This window comes from Cellvibrio sp. GW822-FHT04B05 (assembly GCF_058800985.1).
Map to the genome: position 1 here is coordinate 268921 of NZ_JBXAMU010000001.1, position 19265 is coordinate 288185.

Annotated in this window: 10 protein-coding genes; 8 read left to right on the plus strand and 2 right to left on the minus strand. The window is 53.2% G+C overall.

The features are described from left to right. Positions 1–10: 10 nt before the first annotated feature. The 6 genes from AC1RJL_RS01070 (at position 11) to AC1RJL_RS01095 (ending at position 14471) form a co-directional block, all read left to right on the plus strand. The gene (locus AC1RJL_RS01070; protein WP_492910891.1) at positions 11–733 is read left to right on the plus strand and encodes an alpha/beta fold hydrolase; all 723 of its coding nucleotides are present in this window, start codon (positions 11–13) and stop codon (positions 731–733) included. Between the two features lie 143 nt (positions 734–876). Continuing rightward, entirely contained in the window at positions 877–1728 is an 852-nt protein-coding gene (locus tag AC1RJL_RS01075; RefSeq protein ID WP_492910892.1) for a response regulator, read from the plus strand. Beyond that, positions 1700–2467, plus strand: coding sequence for a Crp/Fnr family transcriptional regulator (locus AC1RJL_RS01080; RefSeq protein WP_492910893.1), 768 nt, complete (start codon positions 1700–1702; stop codon positions 2465–2467). The genes AC1RJL_RS01075 and AC1RJL_RS01080 overlap by 29 nt, the downstream gene beginning before the upstream one ends. Before the next feature lie 66 nt (positions 2468–2533). Then, positions 2534–11350 (plus strand): glycoside hydrolase family 94 protein, encoded by an 8817-nt coding sequence (locus AC1RJL_RS01085; protein ID WP_492910894.1) that lies wholly within the window; start codon positions 2534–2536, stop codon positions 11348–11350. A gap of 829 nt (positions 11351–12179) precedes the next feature. After that, the gene (locus tag AC1RJL_RS01090) at positions 12180–13931 is read left to right on the plus strand and encodes a catalase (protein ID WP_492910895.1); all 1752 of its coding nucleotides are present in this window, start codon (positions 12180–12182) and stop codon (positions 13929–13931) included. 180 nt (positions 13932–14111) lie between these two features. Further along, positions 14112–14471, plus strand: a complete 360-nt coding sequence (locus AC1RJL_RS01095) for an ElaB/YgaM/YqjD family protein (protein WP_492910896.1) — start codon at positions 14112–14114, stop codon at positions 14469–14471. Between the two features lie 101 nt (positions 14472–14572). On the opposite strand, the gene moeA is transcribed toward AC1RJL_RS01095, so the two are convergent. Beyond that, positions 14573–15811: a molybdopterin molybdotransferase MoeA gene (gene moeA / locus AC1RJL_RS01100; RefSeq protein ID WP_492910897.1), complete on the minus strand. Its 1239-nt coding sequence runs from the start codon at positions 15809–15811 to the stop codon at positions 14573–14575. A gap of 54 nt (positions 15812–15865) precedes the next feature. After that, positions 15866–16798 (minus strand): AraC family transcriptional regulator, encoded by a 933-nt coding sequence (locus AC1RJL_RS01105; protein WP_492910898.1) that lies wholly within the window; start codon positions 16796–16798, stop codon positions 15866–15868. Positions 16799–16908: 110 nt separating this feature from the next. Between AC1RJL_RS01105 and AC1RJL_RS01110 the strand changes: the two genes are divergently transcribed. Both AC1RJL_RS01110 and curA read left to right on the plus strand, forming a co-directional pair. Next, positions 16909–18120, plus strand: coding sequence for an MFS transporter (locus tag AC1RJL_RS01110; RefSeq protein WP_492910899.1), 1212 nt, complete (start codon positions 16909–16911; stop codon positions 18118–18120). Positions 18121–18206: 86 nt separating this feature from the next. Continuing rightward, positions 18207–19241 carry an NADPH-dependent curcumin/dihydrocurcumin reductase gene (curA, locus tag AC1RJL_RS01115; RefSeq protein WP_492910900.1) on the plus strand — a complete coding sequence of 345 codons (1035 nt, stop codon included), beginning with the start codon at positions 18207–18209 and terminating at the stop codon, positions 19239–19241. Positions 19242–19265: the final 24 nt, after the last annotated feature.

Here is a 19265-nt window from a genome sequence, read left to right on the forward strand (position 1 = left end):
GGAGATTTTAATGTTAACGATGCAGTTTCCTCATATTGTTGCGCTGCCCGGTTTGGTAAATGATTCGCGCCTGTGGCAGCACCAGGTTGCCGGCTTAACGGATGTCGCCCATGTGTGGACTGGTGACTTAACCAAGGAGGAAACCATTACAGCGATGGCGACATCGGTATTGGAAAATGCGCCGGTGCAAGAATTCGTATTGGCGGGAATGTCGATGGGCGGTTACGTTGCGTTGGAAATTATGCGCCAGGCGCCAGAGCGAATTTTAGGCTTGGCGCTGTTGGATACCAGCGCTCGCCCGGATACTCCCACCGCATTGGAAAATCGCCGTGCCGCAATCGAACGTGCCGGGGTGGATTATCAGGCGGTGATCACCGAGCTGATGTCCAAGCAATTGCATCCCTCTCATCTTGAAAATCAGTTTCTGGTCGGCCTTGTCAGCGATATGGCATTAAACCTCGGCAAGGACATCTTTATTCGCCAGCAAAAAGCCATTTCCAACCGCATCGACAGCTTGCCATTTTTACCGCTGATCAAATGTCCGACTTTGGTGATGTGTGGTCGCGATGACGCTATCACACCTTTGGGGGTGCATCAGGAAATGGTGTCGGCAATACCCGATGCCGGTTTGGTGATTATTGATGAGTGCGGTCACCTTTCACCGATTGAACAGCCGACACGTGTCAATGAAGCCTTGGCTCAATGGTTGGGAAAAATTGGTTTGAGTAGCTAAAACATAAATAGCTAAATGTTGTTTTACATTGATGTGAATGAATTTATGAAAATGTTCGATAAAGCACCTGGATTGGAGCAGTTTCGCTTACAAAGGGGTTGCCAGCAACTCATGGCGATCAACGTTGATCAGGAAGGAATTTTATGATTCTCGACGAGGCAGATCTCCTCAACGCCCGAATTCTGATTGTCGATGACCAGCTCATTAATGTGCAGTCGCTGGAGCAATTGCTTACCGCCGTTGGTTATACCGATGTTACTTCTACCACCAATCCTCGCCAGGTTTACGCGCTGCATTACAAACATCGTTACGATTTAATTCTGCTCGATTTGCAAATGCCCGACATGGATGGATTCGAGGTGATGGAGGAACTCAAAACCAATATCACCGACAGCTATTTACCGGTGATCGTACTCACGGCGCAGCCTGAATATAAATTGCGTGCGTTGCAGGCGGGCGCTAAAGATTTTTTGAGTAAACCGTTTGATTTGGTGGAGATTAAAACGCGCATCAACAATATGCTTGAAGTGCGGTTGTTGTATAAAAAATTGGAAGACTATAGTCGCTCACTCGAAGCCACGGTTGCCGAGCGCACCGCCGCATTGCGCGAGAGCGAAGCACGTTTTCGCAGCCTTACCGAATTGGCATCAGACTGGTATTGGGAACAGGACGATACCGGTCGTTTCACCAAAATATCCGGTCCGGTATTGGATATGCTGGGTGTTGACGTCGAGGCGGGTAATGTAGACGCGAGCCGCATTGCCGGTTGGGATGCAACTGAGCACGCCCAGCTCCATGCGCGAATTGCTGCGCGCCAACCGTTTATCGATTTCCCTTTTAGCCGCACCGCACCCGACGGATCACAGCGACACTATCGCGTTAGCGGGGAGCCTATGTTTGACCAAGGTAGCCATTTCATCGGTTATCGCGGTATAGGCGTGGAATGCGCACCAATGGTACACCGCGATGAAAGTATCAAAGCTATCACTCGTTAAGGTTAAGCGCCTGTCTGTGCCAGCTTATGATCCGGGCCAGCGCCCCACGTTAAATCATTTGTTGAAATCCTTACCGGAACTTGATTTGGCGAATCTGGCCGAGCATTTGGAATTGGTGCATTTACCGCTGGGTGATGTGCTTTATGAGCCTGATAAGCAATTAGAACACGCTTACTTTCCTACCACCGCCATAGTGTCTTTGCATTATGTGACTGCTGCTGGCTCGTCAATGGAAACAGCGGGCGTGGGCAACGAAGGTATGGTGGGAATCCCATTATTTATGGGGGGCAATACTACACCCGGTTCTGCGGTGGTTCGCACGGCGGGTTACGCTTATCGCATCGAGCGCTCGCTGCTGAAAAAAGAATTTAGTCGCGCGAGCAGGTTGCAGCAATTGCTACTGCGCTATACCCAAACATTGGTCAGTCAAATCTGCCAAAACGCCGCCTGCAATCGCCATCATTCTATTGAACAACAACTCAGTCGCTGGCTATTGCTGACATTGGATCGCATCTCCTCCGGGCAGTTTGTAATGACCCAGGATTTAGTGGCCAATATGCTCGGTGTAAAGCGTGAGGGCGTTACCGCCGCTGCATTAAATTTGCAGGCATTGGGCTGCATCAGTTATCGGCGCGGACACATCTCGGTGCTTGATCGTAACTTGTTGGAAAGCCGTGCCTGTGAATGCTATGGCCAGGTCAAGAATGAATTGCTTCGTCTCCTGGGTGCACAGCATTAGGTGGGGAGCACAGCGTCAGGTCGAATTTAAAACACATCCAAAAACCGCATCTCCAGGATCGCTAATATGAATAAACCCAACTGGGTCAAGCGGATATTATTCCCGATGTATTTGGGCAACCGCCCGCATCAACATGACGATCAATCGCCATTGCGTGCTGAATTATTTGGCGCTGATCAAATGGAACAATTCGGCAAAGCGTTGGCCGGGATGCACAGCGTCAGTAAATCCCGCACGCGCGATGATTTACTCGCGCGGCTGGATGAAAACGAACAGGTGTTGATCAGCGGCTGTGACATGCTGACGGCTGCGGTCAAATCGCATTCGCGTATCGCACCGGCGGGCGAGTGGCTGCTCGATAATTTCTACATGATTGAAGAGCAAATCCGCACCGCACGGCGCCATTTGCCCAAAGGATTTGCGCGTGAATTGCCGCGCTTGGCCTCCGGTCCTTCAGCGGGCTTACCGCGTGTCTATGATCTTGCACTCGCCTCAATCGCCCACGGCGATGGCCGGATTGATGGTGAAGTCCTCAGTCGATTTGTCGCCGCTTATCAAACGGTAACTCCCCTTACGCTCGGCGAACTCTGGGCGATTCCGATTATGTTGCGTCTGGCGTTGATTGAAAATCTGCGCCGCGTCAGCTTGCGTATTACATCGGCCCGTGCCTATGTGAACCAGGCGCAACACTGGGCGAGCCAAATGATTGAAATGGCCGGCACAGACCCTAAAAGTTTGATTTTAGTGATCGCCGACATGGCGCGCTCGCGCCCGCCGATGGTCAGCGCGTTTATCGCCGAATTAGTACGTCGCTTGCAGGGCCACGGTCCGGCGTTGGCAATGCCGCTCACCTGGATTGAACAGCGATTGGCGGAGGAGAGCCTCACTATCGAGCAATTGGTGTCGGCGGAAAACCAACAGCAGGCAGTCGACCAGGTTTCAGTGAGTAATACCATCGGCAGCCTGCGCTTCCTGGGCGCGTATGATTGGCGGATATTTGTCGAAAACATGAGTATCGTCGAGCATATCCTGCGCGAGGATCCGCTCGATATTTATCGCAATATGGATTTCGCCTCACGCGACGAATACCGCCGCGTGATTGACCGCCTTGCCAAGCAAAGTGCTGCCTCGGAAGCTGAAGTGGCGCGGCTGGCTATTACGCTGGCGCGCGAGAATGCAGGGCCGGGACCCGCTTCTGCGTCCAGGGAACATGTGGGGTATTACCTCGTTGACCGGGGTTTGACCGAGCTGGAAAAGCGCATAGTCGCACGTGTTCCGTTCGGGGTGCAGCTGGGGCGATGGTGTGGGCACGCGCCTCTGTCACTCTATCTTTTGGGGATCATCGGACTGGTATTGGCAGCGACGACAGGTTTGCTGGTGCTGGTGGAAAATGCCGGGTTTAGCGATCGACACCTGGGATTGATAGCGCTCTTATCTCTGGTTGCCGCCACACCACTCGCCACGGCGTTGGTAAATTGGCTTATCACGTTACTGGTACGTCCAAAGCGGTTGCCGCGCATGGATTTTGCGCGGGGTTTGCCGATGGATGTAGCAACCCTGGTAGTGGTTCCCACCCTGCTTAACACGCCTCAGGGAGTGGATGATCTGCTGGAAGCGCTTGAAGTGCGCTTTCTCGGCAACCGCGATGACAATCTCTTTTTCGGTTTGCTCACCGACTTTGGCGATGCGTTGACGGAGACCCTTCCCGGCGATGAGCAATTGTTGCAACGTGCGCAACAGGGGATTGAACAGCTCAATGAAAAATATGCAGCGGCGGGCGAAAGGGACGGCGACCGGTTTTTCCTGTTCCATCGCCCGCGTCGGTGGAATGATGTGGCGGCGTGTTGGATGGGCGTTGAGCGCAAGCGCGGCAAGCTCGCTGATTTGAACGGAATGTTGCGCGGTAAAGGGCGGGAGGCATTTTCCCTTATTGTCGGGGCAATCGATCGCCTGCCGGTGATTCGCTACATCATCACCCTCGATACCGATACCCAATTGCCGCGTGATGCCGCGCGGGAATTTGTCGGCACTATGGCGCATCCGCTCAATCGCCCTGTCTACGATGCCCGGCGGCGTCGCATTACCCAAGGCTACGGCATTTTGCAGCCCCGTATGGCGGCGAGCCTGTCGGCCGCAAACCGTTCGCGTTATGTGCAACTTTACGGCAACGAGCCGGGTATAGATCCTTACACCCGCTCGGTCTCCGATGTGTATCAGGACGTGTTCAGGGAAGGGTCGTTTATCGGCAAGGGGATCTACGATCTCGATGCGTTTGAAACTGTGCTGCACGGCAGTTTTCCGAATAACCGGATTCTCAGCCACGACCTGCTTGAGGGCTGTTATGCCCGCGCCGGTTTGCTGAGCGATGTGCACCTCTATGAGGATTATCCCGCCCGTTACGCGACGGATGTGAGCCGCCGCGAGCGCTGGATTCGCGGCGACTGGCAGATCGCCAGTTGGCTGTTGCCGCGTGTTCCCGGCCCTGATGGAGAGACATTACCTAATCCGTTGTCGGCCTTATCGCGTTGGAAAATTGCCGATAACCTGTTGCGCAGTCTGGCGCCCGTCGCCCTGCTGTTATTGCTATTGATCGGTTGGCTATTGCCCACGCCCTTGTATTGGACGCTCGCATTGCTCGGCATCATTGTGCTGCCCCCGCTACTAGCCACTTTGATCGACTCCCTGCGTAAACCGCGCGAAGTCTTCTTTCGGCAGCATGTGGCAACCGTTGCCGTCGCGGCGTGCCGAAATCTTGCCCAGGTATTGTTCCGCATCAGCTGTTTACCCCATGAGGCGGTGTACAGTTTGGCGGCGATTTTGCGCAGTTGCTGGCGGTTGTGTTTCGACCCGCGCCTGTTGCTGGAGTGGAGTTCTTCGGCGGAACAGGAAATCCGCGCGGAAAGCGGTTTTTTGGCGTCGTTGCGGCTGGTTTGGTCAGCACCGGTTTTTGCACTGCTCGCCGCTGCCGGAATTGTTCTATTAAATCCCAATGCACTCTTATTGGCGGTACCGGTATTGAGTTTATGGCTAGTTGCACCGGTGCTGGTCTGGTGGCTGAGTCGTCCATTGGAGCGCAATGAGACGAGTTTATCGGCGGAGCAAACGCTGTTTTTGCGCAAAATCGCGCGTAAAACCTGGGCTTTCTTTGAGCGCTTTGTGGTCGTGGGTGATAACTGGCTGCCACCGGATAATTACCAGGAAAATCCCGGTCCTGTCATTGCCCATCGCACCTCTCCGACCAATATCGGGCTGGCGCTGCTGGGGAATTTATCGGCTTACGATTTTGGTTTTATCTCGGCCCATACCCTGCTCAAGCGCACCGCCAATACCTTCAATACCCTGGCGCGGTTGGAGCGTCACCGGGGTCATTTTTTCAACTGGTACGATACCCAGACGCTGCTGCCCCTGGCGCCCCGTTATATTTCTGCAGTGGACAGCGGCAACCTCGCCGGGCATTTGCTGACGTTGCGCGCCGGCTTGCTCGCCTTACCCGACCAGAGCATCCCTTGTGCACGTGTGTTTGAAGGCTTGTCCGACACGCTGGAGATCCTTACCGACAGCCTGAGCCTTACCAAACCGGCCGACGATCACAATCTGCCCAATATCCTGGAAACCTACATTGCCCGCTTGCGCACCCTGCTCACCGTTGGTTGCACTCATGCGCGTGAGGGTGTTCAGATTCCGCTGTTATTCCATAGCCTCGAAGCTGTGGTAAATGCAGCGGAGAGTATCAACACCTACCTTGCTGCCCAGCCAGCCAGCAAATTTGTGCCAAGTGGCAGTTTGCCGGGCGATGTGTTGGATACGGCAGGGAATGAAGCCAAAATCTGGGCTGAAGCCTTGTTACGGCAAAGTCGCGATGCGTTGGATGAATTACTGTTCTGTGTTCCCTGGTTGGGCTTGCGTCCACCGCCGCCGACACTCAACAGTTTTATGGCCAGCCTTGCCTTCAGCAGCAATATGAACGCGATTCCGAGTTTGCGCTCGCTGGCGGAACACAGTGTCAGATTGTTACCACTGTTAGATGTCCAGATGCAGCAACCGGGTACCCAACTTGAGCGGGATTGGTTGATGGAGTTGCGCGGGCTGGTTGCTACCACCAGTAGCCGCGCCAGTGAACGTATCGCCAGTTGCGATTCATTGATCGCCCAAGCGACTGACTTTGCGGCCATGGAGTACGGTTTTCTCTACGATTCCAGCCGTCATCTGCTCGCTGTGGGTTACAACCTCGACGATTATCGCCGCGATAACAGCTTTTACGACCAGCTCGCCTCGGAAGTGCGCCTGGCGCATTTCGTCGCCATTGCCCAGGGGCAATTGCCGCAGGAAAGCTGGTTTGCACTGGGGCGTATCCGCACAATTGCCAGTGGAGAGCCGGTACTGGTGTCCTGGAGTGGCTCAATGTTTGAGTACCTCATGCCCATGCTGGTGATGCCCAGTTATGAGGGATCATTACTCGATCAAACCTGCCGCGCCTCGGTCGCCCACCAGATTGCCTACGGCAAACAGCGCGGTGTGCCCTGGGGGATTTCAGAGTCCGGTTATCACACCTTCGATGCCAACCTTAATTACCAATATCACGCTTTCGGTGTTCCCGGCCTTGGCTTTAAGCGCGGTTTGGCGGAGGATTTGGTGGTATCGCCCTACGCTTCCGTACTTGCCTTAATGGTGGCACCGGAGGCCGCGTGCTCCAACTTACAACGGTTGGCGGCGATGGGTATGGAAGGTCGGTTCGGGTTTTATGAGGCGGTAGATTACACCAGCTCGCGCCTCGCCCGCGGTCAATCCAGCGCCATAGTCCGCTCGTTTATGGTCCACCACCAGGGTATGAGTTTGCTGGCGTTAACCCAATTATTACTGGATCAGCCGATGCAGCGTCGCTTTGAAAGCGACCCTTTATTTCAAGCGACCCTATTGTTATTGCAAGAGCGCATTCCCAAAGCCTCGGTACTGCACACGCATGTGGCAGAACATGCAGAAGGGGCGGCGATATTTGATCAAGTGGAAAGCGCAACCTATGTGCCTCTGGCTGCGGACACCCCTACGCCGGAGGTACAATTGTTATCCAATGGCCGCTATCAGGTGATGGTGACTAACGCCGGCGGCGGCTATAGTCGCTGGAAAGACTTGGCGGTCACCCGCTGGCGCGAGGATGCTACCCGCGATCACTGGGGTATGTTTGTATATCTGCGCGATGCCGATACCGGCGACTTCTGGTCGGCCAATCATCAGCCCACGGTTAAACGTGCCGACAGCTACGAAGCGATGTTCTCGGAAGGTCGTGCGGAATATCGCCGCCGCGACCACGACATAGAAACCTATACCGAGTTGGTGGTATCGCCCGAGGACGATATCGAGTTGCGGCGGTTACGTGTCACCAATCGTTCACCCAGGTCCAGAACCATTGAAATCACCAGCTATGCAGAGGTAGTACTGGCAGTTCCCGCTGCTGATGCCACCCAAACTGCGTTTGGCAATTTGTTCGTGCAAACCGAAATTGTCGCTGACCGCCATGCATTGCTCTGCACCCGGCGTCCGCGCTCGGTGGGTGAACAAACGCCCTGGATGTTCCATCTCCTTGCCAGTAACGCCAGGCATGTCGACCAGGTATCTTACGAGACAGATCGCCTGAAATTTACCGGCCGTGGCTGCACTCTGGCGGCACCACAAGCAGTCACCAACGGCGGTCAACTGAGCGACAGCCAGGGTTCGGTTTTAGACCCGGTGGTCGCCATTCGTTGCCGCATTACTTTGGAAGCGGGACAGATGGCGACGCTTGATCTCGTCTCTGGTGCTGCTGAAAATCGTGATGCGTGTATGGCGCTGGTGAATAAATATCAGGAACGGCATTTTGCCGACCGGGTATTTGACCTTGCCGCGACGCACAGCGGTGTCACCCTTCGCCAGATTAACGCGAGCGAGGCCGATGCCCAGCTCTATCGCCGTCTGGCTGGCCCGGTGCTCTATGCCCAATCGGCGTTGCGCGCCGATGCGAGCCTGCTGATCCAGAATCGTCGCGGACAATCGGGACTATGGGGTTATGCCATCTCCGGCGACCTGCCCATTGTGCTGCTCAAGATTGCCACCAGTGCCCATATCGAGTTGGCGCGGCAGATGATCCAGTGCCATGCCTATTGGCGCTTGAAGGGGTTGACCGTGGATCTGGTGATCTGGAACGAAGACCATGTCGGCTATCGCCAGCACCTGCAAGACCAAATCATGGGCTTGATCGCCACCGGCAGTGAGAGCCACGCGATTGATCGGCCGGGCGGCATTTTTGTGCGCTCAAGCGAGCAGATTTCCCATGAAGACCGGATCCTGCTGCAAACGGTAGCGCGCGTCATTGTCGATGGCAGCCGTGGCAGTTTGGCGGAACAGGTCAACCGGCGCGGTCTGGCGGACAAGAAAGTTGCCCGCCTCACGCCCACCCGCACCCGTACACCGGTGAGCCAGCAACCCCAGCAGATTGCCCCGCGTGCGGACCTGATCCTTACCAATCCCTTGGGTGGGTTTACCGCTGACGGGCGCGAATACATTATTACCACCACGGCCGCGCAAGTAACGCCGCTGCCGTGGGTCAATGTGCTGGCAAATCCGGGTTTCGGTAGTGTTATTTCAGAAAGTGGCCTGGCTTATACCTGGGCCGAAAATGCCCACGAATTCCGCCTTACGCCCTGGTGCGATGATCCGGTCGGCACCTCCGGTGGCGAAGCCATTTATCTGCGCGATGAAGAGACCGGCCATTTCTGGTCGCCGACCCCATTGCCGACGCGCGGAGTTTCCCCCTACGCGACCCGCCACGGCTTCGGTTACAGCGTGTTTGAGCACACAGAAGACGGCATCGCTTCCGAGTTGTGGGTATATGTCGATCTGGAAGCGGCGGTCAAGTTCTCGGTGCTGAAAGTACGCAATGAATCGGGGCGCAGGCGGCGCTTGTCGGCAACTGGTTACGTTGAATGGGTATTGGGTGATCTGCGCACTAAATCCGCGCTGCATCTGGTCACCGAAATTGATGCCCGCAGCGGCGCACTTTTTGCGCGCAATGCTTACAACAGTGAATTTGGCGGGCGTGTCTGCTTCTTCGATGTGGATGACAATGCACGCACCTTGAGTGGTGACCGCACTGAATTCCTCGGTCGCAACGGATCGCTCGCTAATCCGGATGCATTGACGCGCGTGCGGCTATCAGGTCGATTGGGTGCGGGGCTTGATCCCTGCGGTGCGATTCAAGTGCCGTTTGAATTGGGCGAAGGGCAAGAGCGCGAGATTATCTTTCGCCTCGGCGCCGGTCAGGATCTGGAGCAGGCGCGCAATCTGGCGCAGCGGATGCGCAACCTCGGTTCGGCGCGCGCTGCACTTGCCAAAGTGCATGAATACTGGACGCAAACCCTTGGCGCAGTGCAGGTTAAAACCCCTGATCCCGCATTCAATGTACTGGCCAATGGTTGGCTGCTTTACCAAACCCTGGCCTGTCGCCTCTGGGCGCGCAGCGGTTTTTACCAATCCGGCGGTGCCTACGGTTATCGCGACCAATTGCAAGACACCATGGCACTTGTGCATAGCCAACCGGCCATGATCCGCGCACAATTGTTGCGCGCCGCCCAGCGCCAATATCACGAGGGCGATGTGCAACATTGGTGGCATCCACCGCAAGGGCGCGGCGTGCGCACCCGCTGTTCCGACGATTATCTCTGGTTGCCGTTAGTCACTTGCCATTATGTGAATAGCACCGGCGATACCGGTGTACTCGACGAACCCCTGCATTTCCTCACCGGCCGTTTGCTCAACGACGATGAGGAATCCTATTACGATCTGCCGGGGCAGAGCAGCGATACCGCCAGCCTCTACCACCATTGCCAGCTCGCCATTGAACACGGGTTACGTTTTGGTGAGCGCGGTATTCCGCTGATGGGTTCAGGCGACTGGAACGACGGTATGAATCTGGTCGGAATTCACGGCAAAGGCGAGAGCGTCTGGCTCGGCTTTATGCTCTACAAAGTGCTACTCGCGTTTGCCGACATCGCCACCATCAAACAGGATCATGCTTTCGCTGTACGCTGCCAGGAGCAAGCGTTAGAGCTGCGCGCGAACATCGAACAGCATGCGTGGGATGGCGATTGGTATCGCCGCGCCTGGTTCGACGATGGTGTCGCCCTGGGTTCAGTGGTCAATGATGAATGCCGCATCGATTCCATCGCCCAAAGCTGGTCAGTGCTGTCCGGTGCGGGCGATCCCGCGCGCTCGCACTTGGCTATGGCCTCCATGTACAAGCATCTGGTACGCCGCGACCAGGGCATTATCCAATTACTTGATCCGCCGTTTGATAAATCCGCCATGAACCCTGGTTACATCAAAGGTTATGTGCCCGGCGTGCGCGAAAACGGCGGCCAATACACCCACGCCGCTATCTGGGCAACCATGGCCTTTGCACAACTGGGCGATAGCCAGCGTGCCTGGCAACTGCTCAATATCATCAACCCGGTGAATCACGGTAATAGCGCTGACGCTGTTGCACTGTATAAGGCCGAACCTTATGTAGTCGCAGCCGATGTCTATGCCATCGCCCCGCATACCGGCCGTGGCGGCTGGAGTTGGTACACAGGTTCAGCGGGTTGGTTGTATCGGTTAATGACTGAATCGCTGCTTGGAATCGTGCGTCAGGGGGTGCATCTGCACATCAAACCTTGCTTGCCCAAAGAGTGGACGCGTTACTCCGTCGATTACCGTTTCGGCCAAACGCTCTACCGGATTGACGTCATTCAAACGATTGAAAAAACCGGCAAGGTCGTGCTTGATGGCGTTGAGTCAGAAGGCGAAAAAATTCCGTTAGTGGATGATGGCCGTGAGCGAAAAGTGGAGGTGTTTGTTCATACTTCTGGATGAAGTAAGCGCGGTTAGCTTTCTATTTTCTTAACGCTAAGGAAAGGCACTATTCAACTTAAAATAATTCCCACTATTTCCGGAGAACGCGATGAATAATATACCTAAAGGAATAAAGATGGTGTTCGCAATAATAGGCATCCTTTTCCTGGGCTTTGTTGTCTACGGCCTGGTCACTGATTGTCCCAATACAGCAGGTTATTTCTTTTGCAGTGCATCGGAGCGCCAGGATTTGCGGGATTAATTTTTACATCCTTTCAGATTCAATAAACAGGCGGTAATTACCAACTGCAAAAGTTATGGCGTTTAAAAGTAGAATGTGTCTTTTTTAAACAATTGATTAAAAAGTTGATAATCAGGCTAATGGAAAAAATCATTAGCCTGACATTTTGTGTGACAGCTGCTGCAAATAAATTAAAAGTCTTTACGGGCATTTTCAGTTTTTTTTGCTTTTTTGGCCGCGTGTTTTTCCTTTGCTGTTTTTGCTGCCGGTTTTTTAGATTCTTTTTTACTATCCTGGGCTTTGCTCATGATGGTGCTCTCCGGTAGTGAATCAAGTAGTGAAATAAAGTGGTGTATAGATGCGCCACTCTTGACAAGCTATACCAGTTTTACAGCAATCACCTGTCCCGCGCTACTAAAATCGAAATTCTTGATTTGTGCGTTAGCGCACGGCGACTCTACTGACGGCGGTAGTAGCCTGCCTCTCCCCCTAAAACCCCCGGGAAGGATCCCTCAGGGGGGTTATTTCTCTTTTTAGTATTGCTCACTTTTCGCACGTAAGCGGAAGTTGAATCGGCATTCCAATTCATTTTTTTAAGTGGACAATTCCATGACTAACTTCACAAGTTATACCCCGGCTGGTAAGAGCAGGGTTGTACAGGGAGTCGCTGACAACCATCTCCCTTATCACAGTGATGTTCCCGCCCAAATTGTTAATACGCGTGGTATTGGAGCATACGGACTCTTTCAGGTTTACGAACCGCAACATGAATTTACCAAAGCGGATTTTTTGCAGAATCCTGAAGTATTCACCTCCGTGTTCGTACATTTTTCCAGCGTGGCAAATGCGCGCGGAGTGATCGACAGCGTGCGTGGTTTTGCCGTGCGTTTTTATACGCGCGATGGCAACTTCGATTTGGTTGGGAATAATATCCCTGTCTCGTTTATCCAGGGAAAACGCCCGGTACTGACGGAAGTGTCGAGCCATGAAATCCCTCATGATTTACCGCAAACCGCCTCCCCACAAGATATTTTTTGGAACAGTATGGCGCGCGCGCCGGAATCAATGCATGCACTTATGTGGGCTATGTCAGATCGCGCATTACCGCGTAGCGTTACGATGATGGAAGGTTTTGGCGGCAACAGTTTTCGTCTCACCAATGAGCAGGGTAAAACCTGTTTTGCCAGGTTCCATTGGAAACCGGTGCTCGGTGTACATTCGTTAGTGTGGGATGAAGCAATCAAGCTGGCCGGTAAAGATGCCGATTTTTATCGCCAGCATTTATGGGAATTAATTGATCAAGGGCAATTTCCCGAATGGGAATTGGGGGTGCAGATTGTTGCAGAAGAAGATCAATATAAATTCCATTTTGATTTACTTGATCCAACCAAGTTGATTCCGGAATCGCTGGTGCCCGTGCGCATTATCGGCAAGTTGGTGTTGAACCGCAATCCGGAAAATTACTCTGCAGAATCAGATCCGGTTGCATTCCACTCTGGTCATCTGGTGCCGGGTATTGAGTTAGGTATTACCTGTGCTAATCGCGCCGAAAAAATATCGCCCTGCGGAAAATTGTTTAATGACCATTATTCGCAAGCTGCGCTTTTCTGGCGTAGCCAATGTGCATGGGAACAAAACCATATTGTTGCGGCATTTTGTTTTGCGCTGGCAAAAGTCAGCATCCCGGCAATACGGGTACGCATGCTTTCCAATTTAACCCAGGTTGATGCCACCTTTGCACAATGTGTTGCGCGCGGACTCGGTATGGAGTTACCGGCACCACCGGAAAATGCCGGAACCCTTCCTTACACAAATATTCCGGTGATTGATCCTTCACTGAGTATGATGAGTTCGCGTAAAGATTTTATTGTCGGGCGTTATGTTGCGGTGTTGGTTGCCGATGGTTTTGAAAGTGATCGCTTCTTCGCGCTGCGCCATACTCTCGCAGCCGGTGGCGCTACTGTAAAAATTATTTCAACGCGACTCGGCGAAGTGACTTGTAAGCATGGGCATCGTTTCCATATTGACTACAGTTTGCTGACGGTCGGCTCGGTCATGTTTGATGCGGTATATGTTCCGGGCGGTCAAGTGAGTGTGGAATCCTTGTGCAAAAATGCAAACGCAGTGTTGTTTGTAAAAGAGGCTTACAAGCATGGAAAAGCAATAGGCGCGAGTGATGAGGGGGGAATGTTGGTTACACGCGCCGCGCGTTCATCCATTATGTCTGATAGTTTCAAGGGGCCGGGTGTAATTATCGCCCCGTTGGGCTCGGAGTCGGCGATTTTTGTGCAGCGATTTGTTGACGCATTGGCGCAGCATCGTTTTATTGATCGTCCGGATTTAGATGCGATTGTTGCCTAAAGGCGCCAGTAAATGAAATGGATTTTTCGTGCGCTGGCGAACAGAGATCAGTGTTTTATAAGCCTAGTATCAGCACTGTGTTTTGAATAATCCGCACTCCATTCGAGATCGCTGGAGTCAGGAAATCCTTTCGCAGCGTACGATATTTACTTTTAACTACTCGCAATAAGGAATTTAACTATGTCTATTTTATCAAGCACCCCGATTTCCAACGCCAAAGCCAAGGGCGCCGAGCTTCAAGCAGATGCAGCCTTGTCAAATATTTCACACGAGTTTCGTAGCTTCGTAGCCGATATTGAAAGCCTTCTAAAAGCTACCAGCAGTTTGTCCGGTGAAGAGTTGGTCAAAGCAAAAGCCAAGTTGGAACAGCGTATTTCCGCGGCAAAAGCCTCTGCCGAAGAAATTGGGGGCAATATTGCGAATCGCGCACGTAAAACTGCCGAGAGCGCAAACAATTACGTACATGAGCAACCATGGCCCGCAATCGGCGCAAGTGCTGGTGTTGGCTTCCTGATAGGTTACTTGCTGTCACGTCGCTAAGCACAATTGTTCTTGTAGAACCATTATTTTTACCGGTCGCCGAGTGGCGGCTGGTAAAAAATGGGTAATCGGTTCAACAGTGTATTGGGTAAAAATCAGTTTTAGCGAATGAAATGATCGAAAGGAATTACTGTAACTGTTTCCCCTTTGTCTACTGCACCACGCTCCGCCTCCAAACGAATATAACAGTTCGCTTTAGCCATCGCGCTTAGCACCCCCGAGCTTTGTAATCCTGCACTGATAACTGTATTAACTCCATTTGCATTCGTAAGAATTCCACGTTGGAAATCCGTGCGTCCCGGTTGTTTTTTTATCGCGTGAGTAGCAATAGCACTTAAGGTGTTTTGTGAACCTGTCGCTGAGCCGCTAAATGCTTCTCCCGCAAGGCAACGCAAGCCCGGTACAACCAGTTGGTGATAAGTCACTGCTGCAGATACAGGATTGCCCGGTAATCCAAAAAACCACCCTTGTCCCAAGCGGCCAAACGCAAAAGGTTTGCCCGGTTTCATCGCAATTTTCCAAAAATCAATTTCGCCCAATTCAGCGAGAACCTCTTTGGTGTAATCCGCATCACCTACCGAAACACCGCCGGTAGAAATTATTACGTCTGCCCATTGCATCGCTTTGTTAAATGCATCGCGCAATGCTGCAGGGACATCGGTGATCACACCTAAATCCAACACATCAACGGCAAGCCTTGTTAACAGCGCCGTTAATAGCGGACGATTGCTGTCGTAGATTTTTCCCGCTTCAGGTTCAGCGCCGGGCGGCAATAATTCATCGCCGGTGGTGAGCAGGGCGATGCGTAATCGACGCACCACATTAATTTGCGCCAGCCCAAGTGATGCAAGCAAACCAATATCCAGGGCAGATAAGCGACGACCCGCAGAAAATACCTGGTTGCCCAATGCAATATCTTCACCGGTACGACGAATATTTTCGCTTATTTTTGGTGTATGGATAATTGTCAGTATATCGCCATCACGCTGCACATTTTCCTGCATGACAACTGCGTCTGCACCTGGAGGAATTAATGCACCGGTCATGATGCGTACCGCTTGCCCGATACCAACAGAACCCGCAAACGGATGGCCGGCGAGGGTTTGGCCAATGACCGTCAGTTTCTCTTCGCAATCCTGCACGCGCACTGCGTAACCATCCATTGCCGAGTTATCGCCGCCGGGTACATTAATCGGTGCCGCGATGGGAGATGCAAGCACGCGATCCAGCGCTGCATGCAACGCAACCATTTCGCTTTCCTGAACGGGATGTAATTGATTGCAAATACGGACGAGTGCTTCTTCGATTGGCAGCAGGCCGGGTTGAGCGCAGTGATCCACAGTTTTCCCCTGCATGAGTAGTGATAGGTAATTTTTTCGATGAATTGCCAATTGCTACAGCGATAACATTTCACGCACTTCGCTGGGCGGATGACCGATGATGCGTTTGAACGCGCGGCTGAATGAAGCTTCCGAATCGTACCCAAGGCGATTGGCAGCCACCGCGATACGCATGCCATCGCGGGCGATCCAGTGACGTGCCTGAAACATTTTTACCCGCGCAACGTATTTGGCCGGCGACTCTCCGAGCGTACGGGTAAATTTGTCGGTAAAACTGGAGCGGGAGGCACCCATCAGGTTAGCGAGGGTTGCCACTGACCAATCGAGTTCCGGTTGCATATGGATAGCCGCCAATACCTTACCGATTTGTGGGCAGCGCACGGCCGCAATCCAACCGCTCGAATCACCGCACGCGCACTCCACCCAGGCGCGAATAATACTGGCTGCCAATACATCGGCGAGGCGCGCCAATATGCCGCAAGCGCCAATGCGATCCAGACTGATCTCGCGTTCCATCGCCTCCAACAAAACCGGCACCGACGGGTCGCGGGTAGCGAGGTCGCTGGTGCGCATCAGGTCCGGCATCATTGCGATAAGCGGGTGCAGCGGGTCGAGGTTAAAGCGCATGGCGCCGCAGAAAAGCACATCCGGTTCGGCAACGCTCTCGCGCAGCTCGCCGTTCACCAAATAGATATTATCCGACACCGGTTTGCGCGCAAGGCTATCGATATCCACCACCGGCACGTCCGGTGAACTCGCCAGAATGTGGAAATCACCGCGCGGGAAAAGGACTGCATCGCCAGGGTTCAGTCTTACCCAATCAGTGGTGCGGGTGCGCAGCCAGCAACCGCCTTGGGCGACAAAGTGGAAGCGCGCCTCACGCTGCGCCGGAAACGCCACTGCCCAAGGTGTTTGCAACAAGCAGCGGCCATATTCCACGCCATCGAGGCGCAGTCCAAGCAAAATTTCGGTCAGGGTATCGCGCATATTGCTAAACCTTTTTGGATAAATAGTCATGTCTTTCGGATTTTATATCATAGAAAAGCCAAAACCATAACCCTAAACTGCGGCAACGATTAACTGCTCACAGGCTTTCCATGAACAACACCACTTGCCCCAATTGCGCTCCCATACCTTTGGCTATTGATCTCCCTGAATCCAACCGGGCTAATTGGGCTGGCATTACCAGCCTGGCGTTGGGCGTTTTCGGCTTGGTGACCGCCGAATTTTTACCGGCCAGTTTGCTTACGGCGATGGCGAGCGATCTCGGTATTTCTGTCGGCGCAGCCGGTCAGGCAGTCACCGCGACAGCTTTGGTCGGTGCCATAGCCGCGCCCACTATTCCGGTACTTACCCGCAATCTGGATCGCAAGGTCGTGCTGCTTTCCCTTTCGCTGTTGTTGCTGTTCTCCAATGTATTGGCCGTGATCGCTAATAACTTTGTCGTGCTGCTGATCGCCCGCGTGTTATTGGGTGTTGCTCTGGGCGGATTTTGGTCGATGTCGGCGGCCCTGGCGATGCGGTTAGTGCCCGACCATTTATTTGCGCGCGCTATGTCGGTGATTCTTACCGGCGTGTCCGTTGCCACTGTCTGTGCCGCGCCCCTGGGAGCATATATCGGTGATCTGTGGGGTTGGCGAAGCGCGTTTATCGCTGCCGGCTGCCTTAGTCTGGTAACCATTGCGACCCAGTTTTTTGCTATTCCTGCACTGCCGCCAAAAGACAATCCGAGCCTGCGTATCCTGTTCCAATTATTGGGCCGCACCCATGTGCGCGTTGCATTGGTGGCGGTGATATTGGTTATTTCCGGGCATTTCGCCGGATTCACCTACATTCGTCCGCTATTGGAGGATGTAACTCAAGTGTCGGTAAGCGCTCTCTCTGCGATTTTGCTGGGTTACGGTATCGGTGGATTCTTTGGCAATTTCGCCGGTGCCTTTATCGCCGAGCGCAGTGAGCGACACGCAATTGCCTTTGGCGGCCTGCTCATTATCGCGATGGCGATTACCTTGGTGATTGCGGGAAGCATTGCCGGTATTGCCGCCGTTGCAATCGCGCTGTGGGGCTTCGCGTTCGGCGCTTTTCCGGTTGGTTTCCAAACCTGGATTATTCGCGCTGCGCCAGACCAGGCGGAAGGGGCGGGCGGTTTATTGGTTGCGGCGTTCCAAATTGCGATTGCCAGCGGCGCCATAGGTGGCGGATTGCTGGTGGATTATATCGGCGCATTGGGCGGCCCGGTGTTCGCCCTGGTTACAATTAGCCTCGGAACGTTGCTAGTACTGTTGTTCGGGCCGCGTGCAAAAAATTAATTTATTTTTCTGTGAAAAATAATCATCTGTTTAAAAATTACCAATAGTTTAAAAATAGTTTTTGCCGCTGCAACAGGAGCAATCGTATGCAACAAACTAATTCTACCAATCGCCGCATTCTGCTCGCATCGCGCCCGCAAGGTTTGCCGCAGCCGAATAATTTTCAGCTGCAGCATGCGCCGGTTCCCGTGCCAACAGAAGGGCAGGTTTTATTGCGCACATTGTATTTATCGCTCGATCCTTACATGCGCAATTTGATGGATGAAGTTGGCCCCGGCTATGCACCTTCGATCAACATAGGTGAGCCGATGGTCGGCGGTACAGTGAGCGAAGTTGTTGTATCCAATCACTCGCAATTTCGCGTTGGTGATTTGGTATTGGGAAATGCGGGCTGGCAAGATTATGCAGTTTCAGATGGCAGTGACCTGCAAGCGCTGGGTGATCTGGCGCAACCCTCGCAAGCGCTAGGTGGTTTGGGCATGCCCGGTTTTACCGCCTACATTGGCTTGATGGATATCGGCCAACCGCAAGCGGGTGAAACATTGGTAGTCGCCGCCGCGACAGGTGCAGTGGGCGCTATAGTTGGGCAAATCGCCAAACTAAAAGGTCTGCGCGTGGTCGGCATTGCTGGCAGTGCAGATAAATGCCGCTACGCAACCGATGAACTCGGGTTTGATATCTGCCTTGATCGTCATCATCCAAACCTGAAGGAACAGCTTGCGCTGGCGTGTCCAAACGGAATCGATATTTATTTTGAGAATGTTGGCGGTGCAATATTTGAAGCGGTGCTGCCGCTGCTTAATCTAAATGCGCGTATTCCGGTGTGCGGTTTTATCGCGCATTATAATCAACAAATCCCGGCCGCTGGCTCCAACAAATTGCCGCAGCTGATAGCGACCTTGTTGCAAAAGCGCATTCGTATGCAGGGTTTTATTATCCTCGACCACTACACAAATCGCTTCGCAAGTTTTCGTCACGATATGGGCGAATGGATTACCGCCGGGAAAATAAAACTGCGCGAAAATAAAATCCACAATCTGGAAAATGCTCCCACTGCTTTTATTGGATTATTGCAGGGTGAGAACTTCGGTAAATTATTGATTGAAGTCGCTGCGCAGTAACACTTTTTACAAGCACCGCAACAA